This window comes from Colwellia sp. 12G3 (assembly GCF_002836775.1).
Lineage (GTDB): Bacteria > Pseudomonadota > Gammaproteobacteria > Enterobacterales > Alteromonadaceae > Colwellia.
In genome coordinates this window covers 582738-602435 of record NZ_PJAQ01000068.1, presented here as the reverse complement: position 1 = coordinate 602435, position 19698 = coordinate 582738, and the positions used below count along the sequence as shown (strand labels likewise).

The window sequence follows — 19698 nt, the reverse complement described above, 5'->3', positions numbered from 1 at the left end:
GTGTAGTTAATTGGTGATTACTTACGTATTCGCCTTAAATTGTTGTTATTATTCAATGATCAAAAGTTGCTGGTATTTATTATATGATTGCGTATCACTGCTCACTAACTGCTCACCAGCTGTTAATCCTGAAGTGATAATTAATTTATTTTTTGATAATTCGCCAAAGGTGATGTCTCTCTGGATTAATGTGTTGTTAGTATCGCGGACAAAAAGGCTCTGTTTACTGCGAGGTCGCAAGCCAGGTACTTGCTCTATATAGCTAACACCTTGTTGGTGTTGAACAAATACTTGTGCTGAAATTGATAATGCAGGTCGTGCATTGGACGTTAACGCTTCATCAATGACAGCCTCAGCAAGTACGGAACCGTTACTAACAACACTTTCAATACGGGTGATATGGGCTTTAATAATACCTTTTTGCGTATCAATCAAAACGGGTGCGTTAATGTCTATTTGATCGGCTTGGTTTTGAGGTAACCGTAAACGGGCTATTAGCTCTTCATCACTGCCTACTTTTGCTAACGACTGACCTAGCTGAACACTTTGACCTAACTCAATTTCTAACGTTTGCAGAGACCCCTTAATGCCTGCTTTTACCTTCATATCATCAAGCTGTTGCTCAAGTAAGCTAACTTGCGCCCGTTGTTGCTTGATAGTGATATCCCGCTGAGTAAGCTGATAACCCTGCATTTCGATAAACTGCTTATATTTTTTATTTTCAAAACCTAGCTTTTTACTTTCTTGTTTAACCGCTAATTTGGCGCGCTGTAACTCTATTTTTGAAGAAACACCTAAGTCCATCAGATTTTTATTTACTGATAATTCAAGTTGAGCTTTTTCGATTTCAGCTTCAATGTCGGCAATGCGACCTTGATAATTCAAACGTTCACTTTGTTGCTCATATTTAAACGCTTCTCTTTGTGCCAATTGCTGAGCAAGCTGGCCGTTGGCGGCATTTACTTCTTGCACTAGTTTAGGATTTGATAAGTGCAAAATGACAGTGTTAGGCGTTACCTTAGTACCAGGGCGAACTAAAATTTCAGACACTTTACCTAACGCTGGCGCCGTTAATAAACGCTCTTTTGCTGAAGCAAACTCGCCATAGGCATTAGCATAAATATCTAAGTTGCCCTGAACGACTGTTTGAAAGCTTAGCTGGCTTAAAGCAATCGATTTTGTTGCTTTACCACTGACGCTATAACCGGCATAAGCCATTAATACCGTAAAGCTGGCGATAGCTGTCCACTTTTTCCAAGGTTGTTTTTTAGTAAGTGCAATTTTCATAAATGTTCACTGTTATTCATACTTGATGTTATTGTAATGAAATTACCGTGCCAAAAATAAAATTTGTCAATAATCAGTGACTTATTGTGTTTTGTGTTTTTGTTAGCGCTGAGTCTGTTCGCTTTTAAAAAGTAAATGTTCGAAAGTGACTTTTGTGTTGGCTATAGCGAAATAAAGAATAGGAGGCCAATAATATATATGTACGGCTAAATTTTTTTTGTAATGCGGTGTAATGTTATCCTTTTACTATATGAAGTAACTTAATAACGTTACTTTAATGATATTGAGTGAACAAGCTGAAGTTTATATGCAACACGGTTATGATATGAGGTACAGAAAATAGCGATTAAAATTGTCCTTAAGCTCGTTTTATCTAACAATTTTATTGCTTATAAAATGAAGAGCATAAAATATGACCGAAACCTTACCGATAACGATAAACGTAAATACCGACTTACTCGATAAATTTTCCAAATTAAAATCGGTAAGCAATAAACTTGAAGCCCAGTTCAACTTTCAAACATTAACGGCTAATTGGTATGGTGATGAAGAGGATATTTTGATTATTCATTTATGCTTAGAGACACCTGCAAGTTTTAATCAACGCCAAGAAGAGTTTGACCAGTTATCACTTAGTGACGTAAGTGTTAGTCATTTTTCTGATGATGTTATTAGCTGCTTTAACAAAGGTGAGCAACAATTGCTTTGTGTCATCGCGATTACAACATCAGAGTTGGAGTTATTAACATTACAGCCAAGATTATTAACGGGGTTTATTCAAGCCAAATTGCATAAAGTGCTTAACTTAATTGCGCAGCAGCAATCTTTGGCAAGTATCTAATTAATGAATATAAGCAAAATTTATGGCTATTAATACTTCACGCTTAGACCGTTTGATTAGTGACTTATGTCAAATTAACCGTAAAAAAGTACGGCTTATTTTGGCGCAAAAACGAGTATACGTTGATGGTGTATTAGCCATTGATATTGCTCAAATAGTAGATCAGTTTTCTTATGTCGTTATGGATGATGAGGTACTGCAGGAAAATCAGCCGCATTATATTATGCTGAATAAACCTATTGGCGTTGTTTGTGCGACCAAGGATGAAAAACATAAAACGGTGATTGATTTACTTGCAGGACATTTTGTTCAAGAAATTAGAGATAGTTTACATATTGTTGGACGCCTTGATTTAAATACTTCAGGGCTGGTGCTACTAACCAATGACAGTCGTTGGTCTGAGCGATTAACTTCACCTGAACATAAAGTATCTAAATGTTATCAAGTGACACTAGAGAACCCTTTAACAGCAGAATACATCGATGCTTTTGCTCAAGGAATGTATTTTCCTTTTGAAAACATAACGACAAAACCAGCAATTTTGCACATTGTTTCTTCTTTTGAAGCACAAGTCAGCTTAACTGAAGGGCGTTACCACCAAATAAAACGCATGTTTGGTCGTTTTCGTAATCCAGTGATTGGCTTACATCGTCACTCAATAGGACAATTGAGTTTAGATGAGTCACTTAAATGTGGCGAAAGTAGAGTGTTAAGTGTAACTGAAGTGGATAACATAGGTAATTAATGTAAGTGGTTAAAAAACAGCCGTAAAGTGTTGTTTTTTTTACTAACAACTTGATAATAATGAGAACAAATTGCGCCCTCGCAATTTAGTGCTTCTTGGGTATAATGGTTTGCAGTAATAAGTTGTTTCCCAATGTAAATGGAATAGTCAAATAAATGAATAGATCAATATTTTTATCACTTTCAGTCGTTACACTCTTAGCAAGTTGTTCAAGTGTTGATAATGCTTGTGAAGATGTCACCTTAGCCTCTGAACAAATACAAGAGTGCCAGGCTCTACATAAGCAAATTATTAATGCGAAAAGTGTGATTGTTCGTACAGAATTAGACCGTCGTTATCAACAAGATTGTGTAGACATACGTTATTATCGTGATGAGAAACAAGCTGCGATTTGTGGTAATAAACATAAAATTAAAGACGTTATAAAGTCGGTTAAAGCCGAATCTCAGCAATAATAATTAAACGGTATGATAACTTTGGATTCTGACAATCAAAAGGCTAATAAGATAAAAGGCCAAATAAAGCCAATGCTCACAAATGATGTAAGTATTGCTGAGTTGACAGAGGAAATTGGTTTTCTCGCACAGAAAAATGCTGATTTGCAAGCGCGTTATACAGCATTATTTAAACTCAACCAGCTATCACAAGAATGTAATGAACTTGATAGTTTTTATCCGCAAGTGCATAAAACTATTGCCTCGTTAATGACAGCGGAAAATTTCTTTATTGTTATCTATGATCAAACGTTTGATACCTTAGAATTTGTTTATTTCATTGATGAAAAAGATGAAAAACCGCCAGGCATCATAGATTATCTAGATTACGAGGGCTCATTTACTAATTTAGTTATTGAATCAAAGCAACCTCTGCTCTTAACACCTGAATTAGAAAAACAGCTTTTTGATAATTATAAAATCAAACAGTTTGGTGCCCGAGGGACTGACTGGTTAGGCGTACCTTTACTTCAAAACGGCTTAGTTATTGGTACTATTACCATACAAAGTTATGATGAAAAAATTCGTTATAATGAAAACGATTTAAATCTACTGACTTTTGCTGCTCAGCACATTGTGGGTGCCATGGTGCGTTTACAAGATCAGCAACGTTTGAAAAATGCCGTTAATGCGCGTACTAAAGAGTTAATGGCACAAATTCGTGACCGAGAAAAATCTGAATTATTACAAGAATCTTTATACCGAATATCCGAATTAACGATGGATATCGAACTTGATATAGATACCTTCTATAGTAAAGTACATAACATTATTGGTCAGTTGATCAATGCAAAGAACTTTTTTATTGCCAAGTATGATCAATTAAGTGATACCTTAAAATTCTCCTATTATGTCGATGAACATTCATCGGATTTAGTGACTGATTTACAGCCACGAAAACTTTCAAATCTCTATTCAGATTTAGTACTGCGACGTCGTGAAACCGTTTTACTGACCTATCAAGAAATGATGAGTTTACATCTTGAAGGTGAAACTAAAAAGCCCCAAGATGACATACATTCTTGGTTAGGCGTCCCCTTGATTTATTCAGGTAAGTTATTGGGGGTTATGGTTTTACAGAGCTATCATTATCAAACCACTTATAATCAAAACGATGCTGAATTGCTTAACTTTGTCTCTAACCACGTTTCGGCAGCGATTAAGCGTCGAGAATTGGCTGATTTTGAACGACGTAGTCATGAGTTATTAGAGCAACAAGTTAGGCTTCGCACGCTTGCGCTTGAAGATGAGATTACCCATCGTAAACAAGCTGAAAAATTATTAAAACACACTGCCGCTCATGACAGTTTAACAGGACTACCTAACAGAACCGTATTTCTTGACTTACTCAATCATGCTATTGCCTGCGATAAGCGCAAAGATGATTTTTCATTTGCAGTTCTATTTCTAGATTTAGACCGCTTCAAAGTCGTTAATGATAGTTTAGGTCACCATGCAGGTGATGTTTTATTGAAAATAATTGCCCGTGAATTATTGGCGATTGTTCGTGACAAAGATACTGTTGCTCGTTTAGGTGGGGATGAATTTGTAATTCTAATTGAGGATTTAGCTTCAAATGATGAAGCTTTTGAAGTCGCACAGCGTATCACTGAATTTCTCGAACAGCCTTTCACGATTGATAATCAATTAGTTTATACCGGAACGAGTATTGGTATTTCGTTTAGTAATAAACGTTACGATGACGCCAATACTATGCTTCGAGATGCTGATACTGCTATGTACCATGCCAAAGATAATGGCAGAGGACGTTATGAAGTCTTTGACGATAGTATGCATCAAAAGGTACAAAATGCCTTAAGCCTTGAAGCTGATATTAGAGAAGCTATAGCTTGGCAGGAGTTTGTCCCTTACTTTCAACCAATACTTAAACTCGATAACCTAGAGCTTAAAGGTTTTGAAGCACTTGCTCGCTGGAAAAGCACTAAACGTGGTTTTGTGTATCCTAATGATTTCATTCCTCTGGCGGAAGAGACTGATTTAATACAAGAAATTGATATTCAAATTATTGAAAAATCCTGTCAGCAGCTGAAACAATGGCAACGTGAGTTAGGTTGTGATGACCTTTATGTTAGTTGTAATTTATTTTCTAAACAATTTTTTAGCACGACCTTACCGCAAGATATTAAAAATATTTTACAAGAGACTGGTTTAGCACCTCATAACCTTCGTGTTGAGTTAACCGAGCGTGCCTTGTTGGAAAACGCTGAAATAGTGCTTACCAATATGCAAGCCCTGAGAGAAATGGGTGTGAAAATACTATTAGATGATTTTGGTACCGGCTATTCGAGCTTGGGTTACTTACATCGATTCCCTATTGATGTACTAAAAATTGACCGCTCTTTTATTAGTAATGTTCACGAACATGACAACCATAGAGCTATCATTAAAACCATTGTAGATTTGGCAAACAACTTACAAATGTCTACTGTAGGTGAAGGGATTGAAAATTTAGCCGATGCTCAGTTGTTACAACAAATGGACTGCGTATATGGTCAGGGTTACTATTTTGCCAAGCCGATGTCACCCGAAGATACAACAGACTATATTATTCAGCAAATGAATAAGTAATAGCCTTAGTTACTCCTAGATAAATCAGTAAAAAAACCAGTTTGCAGTATATTATACTGTCATTCTGGCTTTTCACCGTATAAAAAATAATAAAAAACCAAAAATAACCAGCACATTCTGTGGTGGTTCTCCTAGAATGCGTTTATAAATTTCATACTGTCATTTGCTCATAATATTTCTATTTGTAGCGAATAATACTATAACTAAAGCAGAAAATAACCTGCTTGCATTTGAGGATATAACCATGCTTTTTACTGGTTCATTAGTTACAGATTGCCCGATCAGACAAAAAATTCGTGAATTCTACCGTATTGACGAAAATGTTGCCGTTGACCACATATTACCCGCTGCTGAAGTAAACGTAAGTGCACGAAGTCGTGCCTGGGACAGAGCGCGTAAAATGGTATTACAAATTCGCCAAGACCAAGAAGGTAATGGTGCAATTGACTCGCTACTTAATGAATATTCACTTTCTTCTGAAGAAGGTGTGGTATTGATGTGTTTGGCTGAAGCGTTATTGCGCGTGCCAGATAAGCATACGCAAGATGAGCTTATTCGCGATAAAATTTCTCAAGGCAAGTGGAGCGCGCATCTAGGTGCAAGTGACTCACTGTTTGTAAATGCCTCTTCTTGGGGGCTATTAATCACTGGCTCTATGGTTAATTACGCTGATAAGCGAAAAAAAGAGCAATTCGGCCTATTGAAAAAAACGGTTGGCCGTTTAGGTGAACCTGTTATTCGAAAATCAATGAACTATGCCATGAAAATTATGGGCAAACAGTTTGTTATGGGTGAAACCATTAAAGACGCCACCGATCGTGCTGCGACTAAAGAGCAACAAGGCTATGTTTATTCTTACGATATGCTAGGTGAAGGTGCACGTACTATGAGCGACGCCAATATGTATCTTAAAGCTTATGAAGATGCTATTACCGCTATCGGTGAGGTTGCTGTCGCCTCTGGCAAGAATGATCCTCGAAAAGTACCGGGTATTTCAATTAAGCTGTCTGCTATTCATCCACGTTATGAATTCTCTCATAAAGAGCGTGTTATGACAGAGATAGTGCCTAAACTAAAGGCGCTATGTTTACAGGCTAAGCAATATAATATTGGCTTAACGGTTGATGCAGAGGAATCTGAGCGTTTAGATATTTCATTAGATATTATTGAAGCAGTATTTACTGATACTGACCTTGGTGACTGGGAAGGTTTTGGTTTAGCACTGCAAGCTTATCAAAAGCGCGCTATTCATGTCGTTGATTGGTTACGTGACTTAACGTTGCGTACGGAACGTAAAATGATGGTACGTTTGGTTAAAGGTGCTTATTGGGACACTGAAATTAAAAATGCTCAAAAAGATGGTCTAAGTCACTTTCCGGTCTTTACCCGTAAGTCGTCTACGGATGTGTCTTACCATGCTTGTGCGAATAAATTATTAGAATATCGCGATACAATCTATCCACAATTTGCGACCCATAATGCTTACACTGCCGCTACTATAGTTGAATTGGCGGGCGATGATAAAGCGGGTTTCGAATTCCAATGTCTACATGGCATGGGCGATTCTCTATATGACCAAATTGTTAAAGATGAAAGTATTCAATGTCGAATTTATGCACCGGTAGGTCATCATGAAGACTTACTGGCATATTTAGTTCGTCGTTTATTAGAAAATGGCGCGAACTCTTCATTTGTTAATGCCATTGTTGATGAATCACAACCAGTAGAGTCATTATTAGAAGATCCGGTAGAAAAAACTCAACGTCTTAAACTTAAGTACAACAATCAAATTATCAAGCCTATTGATCTTTACCAAGGTGAGGGTGAAAAAGGTCGTGATAATTCTAAAGGCTTAGACCTAACGGATATTAATGAACTTACGCCATTAAAAACGTCTTTAGATGCTTGGTTTGTTGACCATTTATTAAATAAGAATGAAGTTCCTGAAGGGGCTAATGCGGTGATGAACCCCGCAAATCGTAGTGAAATTATTGGTTTCCATCAGCATGCAAGTAAAGATGATATGTTGGCGATGATTGATAATGCTGAAGCAGCTTTTAGTACTTGGTCAAAAACACCGGTTGCTGAGCGGGCTGCATTGCTTTGTCGTATTGGTGATATTTTAGAACGCCATATGGATGAGCTTATTGCACTTTGTATCAAAGAGGCGGGTAAAGTCGCTCAAGATGGTATCGATGAAGTGCGTGAAGCGGTAGATTTTTGTCGTTACTATGCCGCTAGAGCATTAGAGTTAAGTGAAGATGACAGACTTGAACCACGTGGTGTTGTGTTATGTATTAGCCCATGGAACTTCCCGCTCGCTATATTCTTAGGTCAAGTTGCAGCGGCAATTGCTACAGGTAATACAGTATTAGCAAAACCTGCAGAACAAACCGGCTTAATTGCGCTGCGTACTATTGAGTTGATGAAGTCAGTTGGTTTACCTAAAAATGTAGTGCAAGCCGTGATTGCCCGTGGCAGTGCAGTAGGTAATACCATAATCCCTGATAGCCGTATTCAAACAGTAATGTTTACTGGTTCTACAGAAACAGGTACTCATATTTCACAAACCCTAGCCGAGCGTGGTGGTGATCAAGTGCCATTTATAGCGGAAACGGGTGGTCAAAACTGTATGATTGTTGACTCGACGGCATTACCTGAACAAGTCGTAGATGATGTTATTTCGTCGGGTTTCCAAAGTGCCGGTCAACGTTGTTCGGCACTACGCGTACTCTTTTTACAAGAAGATATTGCGGATAGTGTCATTGCCATGCTACAAGGCGCATTAGCTGAATTACATGTAGGTAATCCTGCGAAGTTAAGTACTGATGTTGGTCCTGTTATCGACCAAAAAGCACTTGATGCATTAAATGCTCATAGCGATTATATGAAATTACATGGCAAATTATTATATCAATGTGAACTCTCGGATGATGTGGTAGATGAAGATGGTCATTTTTTCTTTGCTCCACGCTTGTATGAAATTGATGATATTAGCGTACTTAAAAAAGAAGTATTTGGTCCTTGTGTGCATATTGTTCGCTTCAAAGGTAATGAAATAGAAAGTGTTGTAGATAAAATTAATGGTACTGGTTTTGGTTTGACTATGGGCATACATACCCGTATTGAACATAGAGCCATTGAGCTAGCAAAATTATCACGCGCGGGAAATATTTACATTAACCGTAATATGATTGGCGCTATTGTTGGTGTGCAACCTTTTGGTGGTCGTGGTCTTTCAGGTACGGGTCCTAAAGCTGGCGGTCCAAACTACTTAACTCGTTTGGTGAAAGAGAAATCAACACCCGATGAAAATAAGTTTACTTTAACGGCAGCAAGGTTAGCTACCTTAACGGGTGATGCAGCAGATAAGCATGAAGCAACACGCATTATGGATAAAGCAAATTGGGCAGAAAAAGAGTGGCGCACTACTGAGCTGAACACCCGGATCTCTTGTGTTCGTCAGTTACTTGCTAAAATTGCTCATGTTGGCATTGTTGATGATTTAGCGGACGATTTAAACCTTACCCTAGCCGCGGCGCGCTCACAGCTTATTGATATTGAAAAACGAATGAAAAAACCGGTACAATTACCTGGGCCAACGGGTGAGTCAAATATCATTTATTTGGAAAACCGCGGTAATATTATTTGTTACGCGGATGATAATGTGAGTTTCCATTTCTGGGTACAATCTATTGTAACCGCGCTTGCCACAGGCAATACAGTTATTGCTGTTGTTTCGGATTTATTCTATCAAGAATCATTAGTATTTAAAGATAAGTTTGTTTCCACAGGCGCAGATAAGGATGTTTTTCAGGTAGCTAGACAATGTCATTTAGAAACTATGCTCGCTCATCCTGCTTTGTCAGGTGTTGTTGTTGATAGCCATTGTGCAAGTAAGCACTACATTAGTGAAAAGTTAGCGCAACGCGAGGGGGCTATTTTGCCAGTAATAAGCTCTGAATATTTTGATAACCTAATTCAGCGTTTGGTTACTGAAAAAACAATTAGTATAGATACCACCGCTTCAGGTGGTAATACTTCATTGATGACACTCGTAGAAGAAGATTAAATAGAAAATAGTTAAGTAAATAGAGTAACCCCCAAGGATTACTCAATATAAAACGCGAAGTTACTTCCTCAAGGTAGCTTCGCGTTTTTTTGTTTTTATGTGATAGTAAATATGGCAAAATGGATATTATTCCCTATGAAATAGTAACTTTATGAGTGATAACAAAACAAAACCCTTAGATCGCATTGATAAAGTAATCTTATCTACACTACAAGCCGAGGGTAGAATTTCAAATGTTGATCTGGCAAAAAAGGTTAACCTAAGTGCTAGTCCTTGTTTAGATAGGGTAAGACGGCTAGAAAATGAAGGTTATATTGAGGGGTATAGTGCTTTATTAAATGCCAGAAAACTTAATTATGGTATGACTGCGTTTATTCAAGTTACGCTAAGCCGAAGTACATCTTCGAGCTTTAAATCATTTAAAAAAGAAATTGTCACGATTAAGGGCGTGGTTGAGTGTCATTTAATTGCAGGGGGCTATGATTATTTGTTGAAAATTCGCTTTTCTGATATTGAGAGCTATCGTTTGCTGCTTGAAAAAATAGGTGATCTACCTGACATTTCACAAACAAGTACTTACATGGTGACTGAGCACATTAAGCAAGACAGTGGCGTGCCGTTATAATGCTTTTGTTTATGCCATCTTATATTGAATGGCTACTATCCAAGTATTAAAGTAGATCACGTAATTAATGAAACGGGTACTACTTTATAATTGTACTTTAAAAGTAAAGAAATATTGTTAACCTAGGTAAGTTTTGCTATATATTTAAGTAGCTTACATATAGCAAACTGACATCAAAGGATAACTATGAACGCACATGATTATGCATTGCAAGCTAATGGCTCATTTGCTTTGCCAGATGCTTGCTTTAAAGTAAAAGCATTAATGGCTGATGAAAACTCTGAAATTTCTGATTTTGCTGATGTTATAGGTATTGATCCTTCTATGACTTCTAGGTTACTGCAAATAGCCAACAGCGCCATTTATAGCTTCCCGGGTGAAATTAGTACTATCTCTCGCGCCATCACCATTATTGGTACACAAGCCATTTATAATATGATGCTGGTCGATGTTGCCGCCTCTGCTTTTAAACATTTTGAAAATCAAGCCATTGATTTGAAACGCTTTTGGCGGATGAGTGTTTATTGTGGTCTAGCCTCCAAAAACCTTGCGATTAGCGCAGGGATTCGTGATATTGAACGATTATTTGTGGCCGGTTTATTACAAAACTTTGGTGAATTGTTAGTCGCCAAAATAAGTCCTGAACTGGCTCAACGGTGTGAGAACTATGATAAAAATCAACTTCCTTGGTCGCTGCAAGAGCTTGCACTAGGTTTTACCTATACGGATGTTTCAGCCGACTTGTTAAAAATTTGGCAGTTGCCTGAAAAAATAATATTACCTATAAGACATTTTAATGCAGCTTCAAATATCGAAATTAATAAAGATGTAAAAATCTTAAATCTAGCCTCTCGATTGGCATTGATTGATAGTCACAGTGAAGAATTTTTGTATGAAGAAGTGATTGATGAATCTTTATGTAGACCGCTAGGTCTCTCTTCTGAGGATATAATGCAAGCTGCTGATTTTGCGGGAAAAGAAGCGACAAGTATTTTGTCTATTATGAACCCCAAACTTTTTTCTAGGTAATTTCAGTAGGTTAATCTTATGTGTTTATGACAACTAAGTTAGTAGGTTTTTTTATTATTTGGGTAATGTAATTATTAGTGGCTTATCTTTAACGGGATAGCCACGTTAAATACTTCTTGATAAGTTCGGTTAAAGTCGACTAAATCAGTCTTATCTAAATATCGAATGTGTGCTTGATAAAATGGATAACTACTATAAAGTTTTTGTAGTTCTCTATTAATGTCTTCGATAATTTTTTGTCCTAATGAACCTTTGTGGCAGGCGACATAACCTATTATATAATCGGGAGAACTTGCAATGCGTAATGATTCTAGCTTTATGTCTGTTGGGTTGTCATTTAGCGCCTCATTAACACTGACGGGATATTCAATCATATAGTCGATTCTGTTTTTTAGCAGCATTTTAACCAGAGATTTAGTCGCTACACCGCCTCTTCTTACTACAAGGTTGTGCTTTTCAAGTGCAGCGATCTGTTCATCTAAGAAAACACCAAAAGAGCGACCGTCATCAACACCTAAGACATAAGTAGATTTACCCGTAAACAATGAAGCTAATGATATTATTTGTTGTCCACTAGTAAATGTATTTTGAGACAAAACACCCGATCGAGTATCTTGTTTAAAATAGAGACGCAAGCCTAGAGAAATATTAAGCGGTAAACTGTAAATATTGTTTTCTAATCGTTTTGGCGTTTTCATCCTATTAGGAGCACAACTATTAGGAAGCTTTTTTAATAGTCGGGTAATACGCGGACTTTGAGCAAATTCACTACTAAATTTATATTGAGGTAGAGATTTCATCAATAAGCGGGTGGTATCTGCTAAGACAGATATAGGAACACTGGTATCTTCAGTTAGCTGAGCAGATCTTTTTATACTATCGCTATACCAGAGCACTTTTGTTTGTGCATAACTATTAGCGGTATAACCAAAAAAAACCAGCAGGTTGATAATGAATACTAATTTTTTCATGAAGAGATGAACCTATAAACTTAGTTAAATATAGTTTTACTTTATAAAGCGAGAAACGTGAAGATAGGAAAACTTAAAACAGTATGCTTTATTTTAACCCTCACTTATGAGTGCACTCAAGTTAACTTTACAATTTTTAAAAATAGTACTTTTTTGGTAATAGAAAAGCTTAGCGAAAAAGAAGACAAAGCCAGTAAAGCTTGTTAGCATCGAGAGTTCAATTTTATCACGTATTCATAATAATTATAAAAAAAGGATAAGTATGTCGGCTTCAAGAGAGCATTTTAGCTCGAGAATTGGCTTTATTTTAGCTGCTGCAGGTTCTGCTGTTGGTATAGGTAATTTAGTAGGTTTTCCGGTTAACGCTGCTAAAAATGGTGGCGGAGCATTTTTGCTAATGTATGCGCTATTTGTGTTTCTTATTTGTTTACCTGTCATGATTGCTGAAATGGCTGTTGGACGTAATACGGCTAAAGAGCCTGTTGGTGCATTCAAAACATTAAGTAAAGACAGTAAACTGTGGGGAGCTGCTGGATTTTTAGGTGTATTAACTCCCTTTATGATCGCTGTATTTTATATGGTGATCACTGTGTGGATTTTTGGTTACATTGCTTTAACGGTAACGGGCCACTTAGATTACTTAGCAAGTGATGCTGGTTTTGGTGAGTTTATTAACAGCCCCTATCTATATGTTGCTTTAGTCGCTGTAGCAGGCATTGTCAGTTTTATTTTGGCTGCGGGGGTAAAAGATGGAATTGAAAAAGCCGCTAAAATATTAATGCCAGCCTTGCTTGGCATGTTAGTTATAATGGTGTTGTTTGTATTATCGCTGGATAATGCCATGGCAGGGGTTACCTTTTTCTTAGTGCCTGATATTAATAAAATAACGCCGAGTGTAATTAATGGCGCTTTATCACAAGCCTTTTTCTCCTTATCTTTAGGTATGGGGATATTAATAACCTATGGCTCATATATTAATAAACAAACCAATATCCCTAATTCTGCTAAGTTAGTGGCTATTACTGATACCAGTGTGGCTTTTATTGCAGGCTTGATGATTTTACCTGCAGTGTTTTCATTTAATCCTGAAATTAATCCAAGTGAACTAAGTGACAGTTCCGTGTCATTAATTTTTACCTTTCTACCTAAGATATTTTTAGCACTACAAGCTTCATTGGGCTATGCTGGCGCTAGTGCCGTGGCTACATTCTTTTTCTTATTAGTATTCTTTGCCGCAATCACTTCGTTAGTTTCCATTATTGAAGTGCCTGTCTCATATTTAGTAACGGAGAAAAAGCACAGTCGGAAAAAAGCATTAGGTTACTTAACGGTTACTGCAGGTGTGCTTACCTTATTCGCCATTGCATCTTTTGGTATGTTGTCATTTTTTACAGAGTTTACCTCCTACGCGGGCGGTACCAAGTCATTTTTTGATGTTATTTATGATGTTTTTTACGATACAATTTTACCGCTTAATGGTTTTCTCTTGTGCGTTTTTGTTAGTTACCGCTGGAAGAAGAAGCAATTGTCTCAAGAATTAAGTATCGGCAATGAAAACTATAAAGGCTCATGGGTGGAAAAGTATATTAACTTTTCCTTAGGTACTTTTATTCCTGTTATTGTACTGCTTATTTTTGTTAATACTGTCGCAACAAAGTTTTTTTCGCTTAATCTCTTTGGTTTTTAGCTAAAACGTCTTAACAGATATAAACGCCCAATAGTAAATGTTATTATTGGGCGTTTTTTATTATTAATTATCCGATACCACGCCATGATTGAACATATCACCAGCACTGACTTTACCGATACCCAACGACTATTTCATGGTCGAGGGCATGCCTACCCTAACTTGAGCCACATTAATGTTGACTGGTTCTCACCTGTTGTTCTTATCACCCTATATCAAGCCGTTGATAGCGAATGGCTCGCGGTACAAGCGAGTGCATTAAAGGCCATGATTAAGGAATGTCGTTCCGTACAAGTTCAGCATCGTTATGAAAAGTTTGCACCAACAGAGTTATTACTTGGTGAGCCAATAAGTAAGACTATCGTGAGCGAGCAGGGACTTAATTATCATATAGAATTTGGCAAGGCACAAAATAGTGGTTTGTTTTTAGATATGAGTAATGGCCGGGAATGGTTAAGACAACGTGCAGAGGGAAAGAATGTACTAAACCTGTTTGCCTATACTTGTGCTTTTTCTTTAAGTGCTATTGCGGGAGGCGCTACCAAAGCGGTTAATATTGATCTCAGTAAAGCATCATTAAGTAAAGGCAGAGAAAACCATCAACTGAATCAGTTGGCAAAAAAAGAGGGCAAGCAAGTTATCTTTGAAGGGGTAGATATTTTCAAGTCGAATAGCCGCATTAAAAAATATGGCCCCTATGATATTTTAGTCTGCGATCCTCCGTCATTTCAAAAAGGTAGTGTCAATATAGAGCGTGATTACGCTAAAATTATTCGCCGTATTCCACAGTGGATGAATCCGGGCGCTAAATTGATGTTATGTTTAAATTCCCCTGACTTGGATGAGAACTTCTTAAAAGCAGAAGTTGCCCGTGAGTGCCCTGATTGCCACTTTGAACAACGACTTAAAAATCCAGTGGTTTTTAAAGAAGCGCATGAAGGCAAAGGTCTTAAAGTTCTAATTTTTACTTATCAACCACAGTAATGTAATGATTACTCCTTAGTGGATAGTTTGTTAATAATTAGCCGATATTGTCGTCAGTTACTCAGTTTTCTTTATACGCCAAAAACGGGCAAACCTTGGTACTCCAGCGCTGGTAAGTCCGTTATATTTAAAGGTGATGATGGTGCCTATTTTGGGGGGATGGGCACGTTGAAAATCATTAAAGCCAGAGCCTATCTTGAAAACAATACCATCCGATGTTTTGACGATGATTGCTCCGAGTAACTCTTTATACTTACCTTTTCCTTCTGTATGACCAATGATGGTTGCTTCTGCATCTTGATGTTTCTTTAGCTTCATCAAGGCCGTATTTCGTCCTGTTTTATAATGTGCACTGGCAAGGTGTAGCATAAGTCCTTCGCCTTGGTTGGCGATGACTTCATTGAGTTTATTCTCAAGAACGCTTATATCTTTAAGTTTCACTTGGCTAATCATTGCTAAATAAGGTGATGGAAATTGTATTAATAAATCCTGCATCTTATTTACTCTTTCATTGAAATCCCCCTGATGTTTCGGGAGATCAAACATCATAAAGCGTACTTTGCCCCAACAGCTGATCGTTTCATTTTCTTCAGCGCTATGTTTACTTACACAAGCAAGTAATGCCTGGAATTCGCCTCTATTGAGCCATAGCTCACCATCAATAGGAGATGTAGGCCAGTATTGAGTAAACCAGCTAGGACTATTAATTAAATTCCCTTGGCGGGTGAGTAATTGCTTACCATTCCAATAGCCACGAACACCATCAAGTTTTTCAGAAACATAATACTGACTGATGTCGGTAACTTTATGATAGTGCACGCCATGCTGGATATTAGGCTTAATAAATTTCGTAGTTTGTTGAGCAGTTAACGACCAAGGTACGGTAAACGTAAGTAAAAATAAAACCAGTAAATAATATTTCGTCATCATTAACCTCCATGTACTACCAAACCTTATAATCCCACTGAGTGATCAATAAATGAGTCCGGTTGCTATAATGTGATGCTGGTAAAAAGTAAAGTTTAGTCTATATTTTAAAAATGGATACTTGAGTTATCAAGGTAAGTGACTGAGCTTTGTGCAACAAGGGTCATTCAATTCAGCAAGGATTGCTAGGATGAAAAAATGTACTTATATCGTTGTTTTTTGTTTCGCTGTCATACTATTTTCTTTTGCGTATAGTCACACATCGTTCGCTAAAAAACGATGTAAGCCTTTTCTGGAGAAACTACACAATATTCAAACGACACAACGTACAGGTTACTCTTTAAAGCGAGGCGAAAATTTAAGGGGTAAAGAGGATAAAGCGAGAGATAAGTGGTGGCAGTGTGAGAATAGTTCTCAAGCAAAGTTTAAAGCTCAATACGGAGGAAAAAAAAAGAAAGCTAAGAAAAGAACAAAACATAAGAAAGACAAGGCAGTGAAAAAAAACACTTATTACACCAAATTGAATAAGATATCATCCTACTCACAACATCAGGAGACAAGGTTTAATCAACATAGTGCCATAGTAATTAAATCGAAATATCAAGGAGATAAGAAAATGTCTTGGTTAGATTTTTATCATCAACCTATTAAATGCCAGTATCCTAAAACGATGTCTATATTTGCTTATTGCAGTGAGAATAAATTACAACAACAAAGCGCATTTGAACAAAGCTATCGTGATTAAGTTCAACTGATTTAGTTAAGCTAACTTATGCACAGTTAACTCAACTGAATAATGAAGTTAAGATTGGAAATTTGCCTTACTTTCACGGTATTGGCTAACCATAGCATCGATGGACTCTTGCTCATATGAACGCAGGCCACTCAATAGCATATGTTTTTTACCATGGCCAATGACCTCATCATTTGATAATAAATCAAACTCAAGCCAAGCATCACCACGTTTTCCATCAATAGCTAAACTAGTTTTAGCGAGTTTTAATGTCACTGATTCAGCATCTAAGGTATGCAAATCAATAGACATTGATTGATACATAACCATGGGGCGTGCAGGATTGATCATGACACTATTTTCAGACATTAACTTGACCAATATATCTGGGAACGTATGACCAGAAAAATCTACATAGGCCTTGGTTAGTGCATTGATGAGTATAGGGTTATGTGTCGCTTCACCGCTAACACTAACGCTTAGGCAGGTTTTATCCTTATCATCTTTAATATCGAAGCTGTTATCAATTTTCTGAGGAAAAGTGAGGCTTACATTGTCACTAACCATGCCAGAAAAATCGAAGGTCATTTTTTTATGTAGCCCTGATTTAGCGATAATGATTGAAAAAAGCAAGTCACCAGGTACGCAGAAGCGTTTAGTCTCAATATTGTGCAACGGGTTAAAGTCATCAGCCACTTTTTTGGCAAAGTCACTACCTTGCTGGCGGGTAAAGCTGATTTTATCAGCGCTAATAGCGCAATAGTTCTCAATAAACATTTCTTTTATAGGCATCATTACAACTTTATTTTTGAGTAAAACATATTCGATCGCAGCAGTCTAACAGCACTTGAGCGCTAAATCGAAATAAAGTGCATATATCTAACTGAGCAGACCTGTTACATTTGGCTATATTTGCTGACTAACAGTTCTTTCTTGAGTTTAGCTAGATGCCTAATTTGATACTCTCTTTGGCAAGCCGTGCTTTTGTTGCTTGCCTCTTCGAGGTAAGCCAAACTTACTGGACGCCTTGCTCGTGTATATTTTGCGCCAAGTTTACTGTTATTATGTTCATCAATACGACGATGAATATCTGTGGTGACACCAGCGTATAAGCTATTGTCGTTACAACGTAGTAAATAAACCCACCAAGCGCCTGTTTTGCTGCGTTTTGTCATATTGCGTGATTTTAAATAGACTAAAGATAAACTAATGGTAAATAAAAGTGCTTGAGATATCAAACAATGTCAGTTTAGCTGATTGGGAAGTAGAACTTACTGGAATAAGGGCCACTGGAAACGGAGGACAACGAGTAAATAAAGTAGAAACAGCTATTCACTTACGTTTTGATATCAAGCGTTCAACACTACCTGCTATATACAAAGAACGATTATTAAAGTTATCTGATAGTCGAATATCAAGTGATGGCATTATTATTATTAAAGCTCAATCATTTAGAACTCAATCAATGAACAAGGACGATGCATTAAAGCGACTTAGAGAGCTGATTATATCTGCAATGATTGTTCAAAAATCGAGACGAGCAACTAGGCCTACTAAAGGCTCAGTTCAAAGGCGTTTAACGGGTAAGTCCAACCGAAAAGACGTTAAGCAAACACGAAAAAAAGTGCCGCTATAGTAAATGTTGCAACGTTTAATCTCACGTTAACAGACATTTTTGAGGTTTACTCTGTAGTAGCTGAAATATCCGAACGAAACATAAAGACTTAAGACAACATAAAAAGTAGAGAGCAACCATGCCAATTAGTGACATCGGTGCAGTAGAAAAACTTACCGCACACCTTGATAGTAATAATTTAGTTCAGTATCAACTACCCTTGGTTAGCCTTAATGGTGACGGTACCAAACAGAGTATTGAATTAAACCCTTTAATAGGAAAAGTAATCACCCTACATTTCTCTGGTACGATAGCCTGTAAGCATTGTGGAAAACGTACAAAGAAAAGTTACTCACAAGGTTATTGTTACCCATGCATGAGTAAGCTTGCTCAGTGTGATTTGTGTATTATGAAACCAGAAACTTGTCACTTTCATTTAGGAACCTGTCGACAGCCTGAATGGGGTGAAAGTAACTGTATGGTTGATCATTATGTTTATTTGGCAAATAGTTCCGGTTTAAAAGTTGGCATTACCCGTCACACTCAATTACCTACTCGCTGGATTGACCAAGGTGCTTGCCAAGCCTTACCAATATTTAAAGTAAGTACACGTTTGCAATCTGGTTTAGTAGAAACTGCACTGGCTGAATTTATTAGTGATAAAACCAATTGGCGAGCTATGTTAAAAGGTGAACCTGAAAATATTGATTTAAAAGCTAAAGCAGAAGAGTTGATTCCTGAAATTAGTATACGGTTATCACAACTTCGTCTTAAATTTGGTAGTGATGCGATTACAGAGTTAGATGCTGAAGTACAAGAAATTCATTATCCCGTAAATGAGTACCTGACTAAAATTAGTTCTTTTAATTTTGATAAAATTGAAACGGTAACAGGTGTTCTGTTGGGCATTAAAGGTCAATACTTGATTTTTGATAAAGGCGTTATAAATATGCGAAAGTTTAGCTCTTATCAAATAAGTATTGACTATTAGTAGCTTGAACTTGAGAATAACGTATTAACTTTCGCTATATTTTGTGATATTTAGCTATAATTAGTTGAGTATGGATATATCGTTAAGCAACTTAATTTGTCGAATTTA

At 37.1% G+C, this 19698-nt stretch carries 17 protein-coding genes; 12 read left to right on the top strand and 5 right to left on the bottom strand.

Annotation, left to right across the window (positions count from 1 at the left end; all coding sequences use genetic code 11):
* Positions 1-48: 48 nt before the first annotated feature.
* Positions 49-1287 carry an efflux RND transporter periplasmic adaptor subunit gene (locus CXF71_RS20245; protein WP_101234724.1) on the bottom strand — a complete coding sequence of 413 codons (1239 nt, stop codon included), beginning with the start codon at positions 1285-1287 and terminating at the stop codon, positions 49-51.
* 412 nt (positions 1288-1699) lie between these two features.
* Between CXF71_RS20245 and CXF71_RS20240 the strand changes: the two genes are divergently transcribed.
* From CXF71_RS20240 to CXF71_RS20210, 7 genes are all read left to right on the top strand, one after another.
* Complete coding sequence (locus CXF71_RS20240; protein WP_101234723.1) at positions 1700-2128, top strand: hypothetical protein; 429 nt, start codon at positions 1700-1702, stop codon at positions 2126-2128.
* A 22-nt stretch (positions 2129-2150) separates the two neighbouring features.
* Positions 2151-2873, top strand: coding sequence for a 16S rRNA pseudouridine(516) synthase (locus CXF71_RS20235; RefSeq protein WP_101234722.1), 723 nt, complete (start codon positions 2151-2153; stop codon positions 2871-2873).
* A 155-nt stretch (positions 2874-3028) separates the two neighbouring features.
* On the top strand, positions 3029-3328 hold the full coding sequence (locus CXF71_RS20230; protein ID WP_101234721.1) for a hypothetical protein: 300 nt from the start codon (positions 3029-3031) through the stop codon (positions 3326-3328).
* Between the two features lie 21 nt (positions 3329-3349).
* Positions 3350-5956 (top strand): sensor domain-containing phosphodiesterase, encoded by a 2607-nt coding sequence (locus CXF71_RS20225; RefSeq protein WP_232771558.1) that lies wholly within the window; start codon positions 3350-3352, stop codon positions 5954-5956.
* 244 nt (positions 5957-6200) lie between these two features.
* Complete coding sequence (gene putA, locus CXF71_RS20220) at positions 6201-10028, top strand: bifunctional proline dehydrogenase/L-glutamate gamma-semialdehyde dehydrogenase PutA (RefSeq protein ID WP_101234720.1); 3828 nt, start codon at positions 6201-6203, stop codon at positions 10026-10028.
* Positions 10029-10179: 151 nt separating this feature from the next.
* The gene (locus CXF71_RS20215) at positions 10180-10653 is read left to right on the top strand and encodes an Lrp/AsnC family transcriptional regulator (RefSeq protein WP_101234719.1); all 474 of its coding nucleotides are present in this window, start codon (positions 10180-10182) and stop codon (positions 10651-10653) included.
* A 186-nt stretch (positions 10654-10839) separates the two neighbouring features.
* Entirely contained in the window at positions 10840-11682 is an 843-nt protein-coding gene (locus tag CXF71_RS20210) for an HDOD domain-containing protein (RefSeq protein ID WP_101234718.1), read from the top strand.
* Positions 11683-11756: 74 nt separating this feature from the next.
* Here CXF71_RS20210 and CXF71_RS20205 read toward each other — a convergent pair whose 3' ends face one another.
* Positions 11757-12653, bottom strand: coding sequence for a hypothetical protein (locus tag CXF71_RS20205; RefSeq protein ID WP_101234717.1), 897 nt, complete (start codon positions 12651-12653; stop codon positions 11757-11759).
* A gap of 262 nt (positions 12654-12915) precedes the next feature.
* Between CXF71_RS20205 and CXF71_RS20200 the strand changes: the two genes are divergently transcribed.
* Complete coding sequence (locus CXF71_RS20200) at positions 12916-14340, top strand: sodium-dependent transporter (RefSeq protein WP_101234716.1); 1425 nt, start codon at positions 12916-12918, stop codon at positions 14338-14340.
* 84 nt (positions 14341-14424) lie between these two features.
* The gene (locus CXF71_RS20195; RefSeq protein WP_101234715.1) at positions 14425-15324 is read left to right on the top strand and encodes a class I SAM-dependent methyltransferase; all 900 of its coding nucleotides are present in this window, start codon (positions 14425-14427) and stop codon (positions 15322-15324) included.
* Positions 15325-15381: 57 nt separating this feature from the next.
* Here the strand turns inward: CXF71_RS20195 and CXF71_RS20190 are convergent, their stop codons facing one another.
* A complete protein-coding gene (locus CXF71_RS20190; protein ID WP_232771557.1) occupies positions 15382-16254 on the bottom strand; it encodes a DNA ligase in 873 nt (290 codons plus the stop codon).
* A gap of 187 nt (positions 16255-16441) precedes the next feature.
* Here CXF71_RS20190 and CXF71_RS20185 point away from each other — a divergent pair, with 187 nt between their 5' ends.
* Entirely contained in the window at positions 16442-16996 is a 555-nt protein-coding gene (locus CXF71_RS20185) for a hypothetical protein (RefSeq protein ID WP_101234713.1), read from the top strand.
* A gap of 57 nt (positions 16997-17053) precedes the next feature.
* Here the strand turns inward: CXF71_RS20185 and CXF71_RS20180 are convergent, their stop codons facing one another.
* Together CXF71_RS20180 and CXF71_RS20175 are read right to left on the bottom strand one after the other, a co-directional pair.
* On the bottom strand, positions 17054-17779 hold the full coding sequence (locus tag CXF71_RS20180) for a DUF3581 family protein (RefSeq protein ID WP_442871943.1): 726 nt from the start codon (positions 17777-17779) through the stop codon (positions 17054-17056).
* A gap of 101 nt (positions 17780-17880) precedes the next feature.
* On the bottom strand, positions 17881-18159 hold the full coding sequence (locus CXF71_RS20175) for a GIY-YIG nuclease family protein (RefSeq protein WP_101234712.1): 279 nt from the start codon (positions 18157-18159) through the stop codon (positions 17881-17883).
* A 47-nt stretch (positions 18160-18206) separates the two neighbouring features.
* Here CXF71_RS20175 and arfB point away from each other — a divergent pair, with 47 nt between their 5' ends.
* Both arfB and CXF71_RS20165 read left to right on the top strand, forming a co-directional pair.
* Positions 18207-18620 carry an alternative ribosome rescue aminoacyl-tRNA hydrolase ArfB gene (arfB, locus tag CXF71_RS20170; RefSeq protein WP_101234711.1) on the top strand — a complete coding sequence of 138 codons (414 nt, stop codon included), beginning with the start codon at positions 18207-18209 and terminating at the stop codon, positions 18618-18620.
* Positions 18621-18738: 118 nt separating this feature from the next.
* Complete coding sequence (locus CXF71_RS20165) at positions 18739-19590, top strand: DUF2797 domain-containing protein (RefSeq protein WP_101234710.1); 852 nt, start codon at positions 18739-18741, stop codon at positions 19588-19590.
* Positions 19591-19698: the final 108 nt, after the last annotated feature.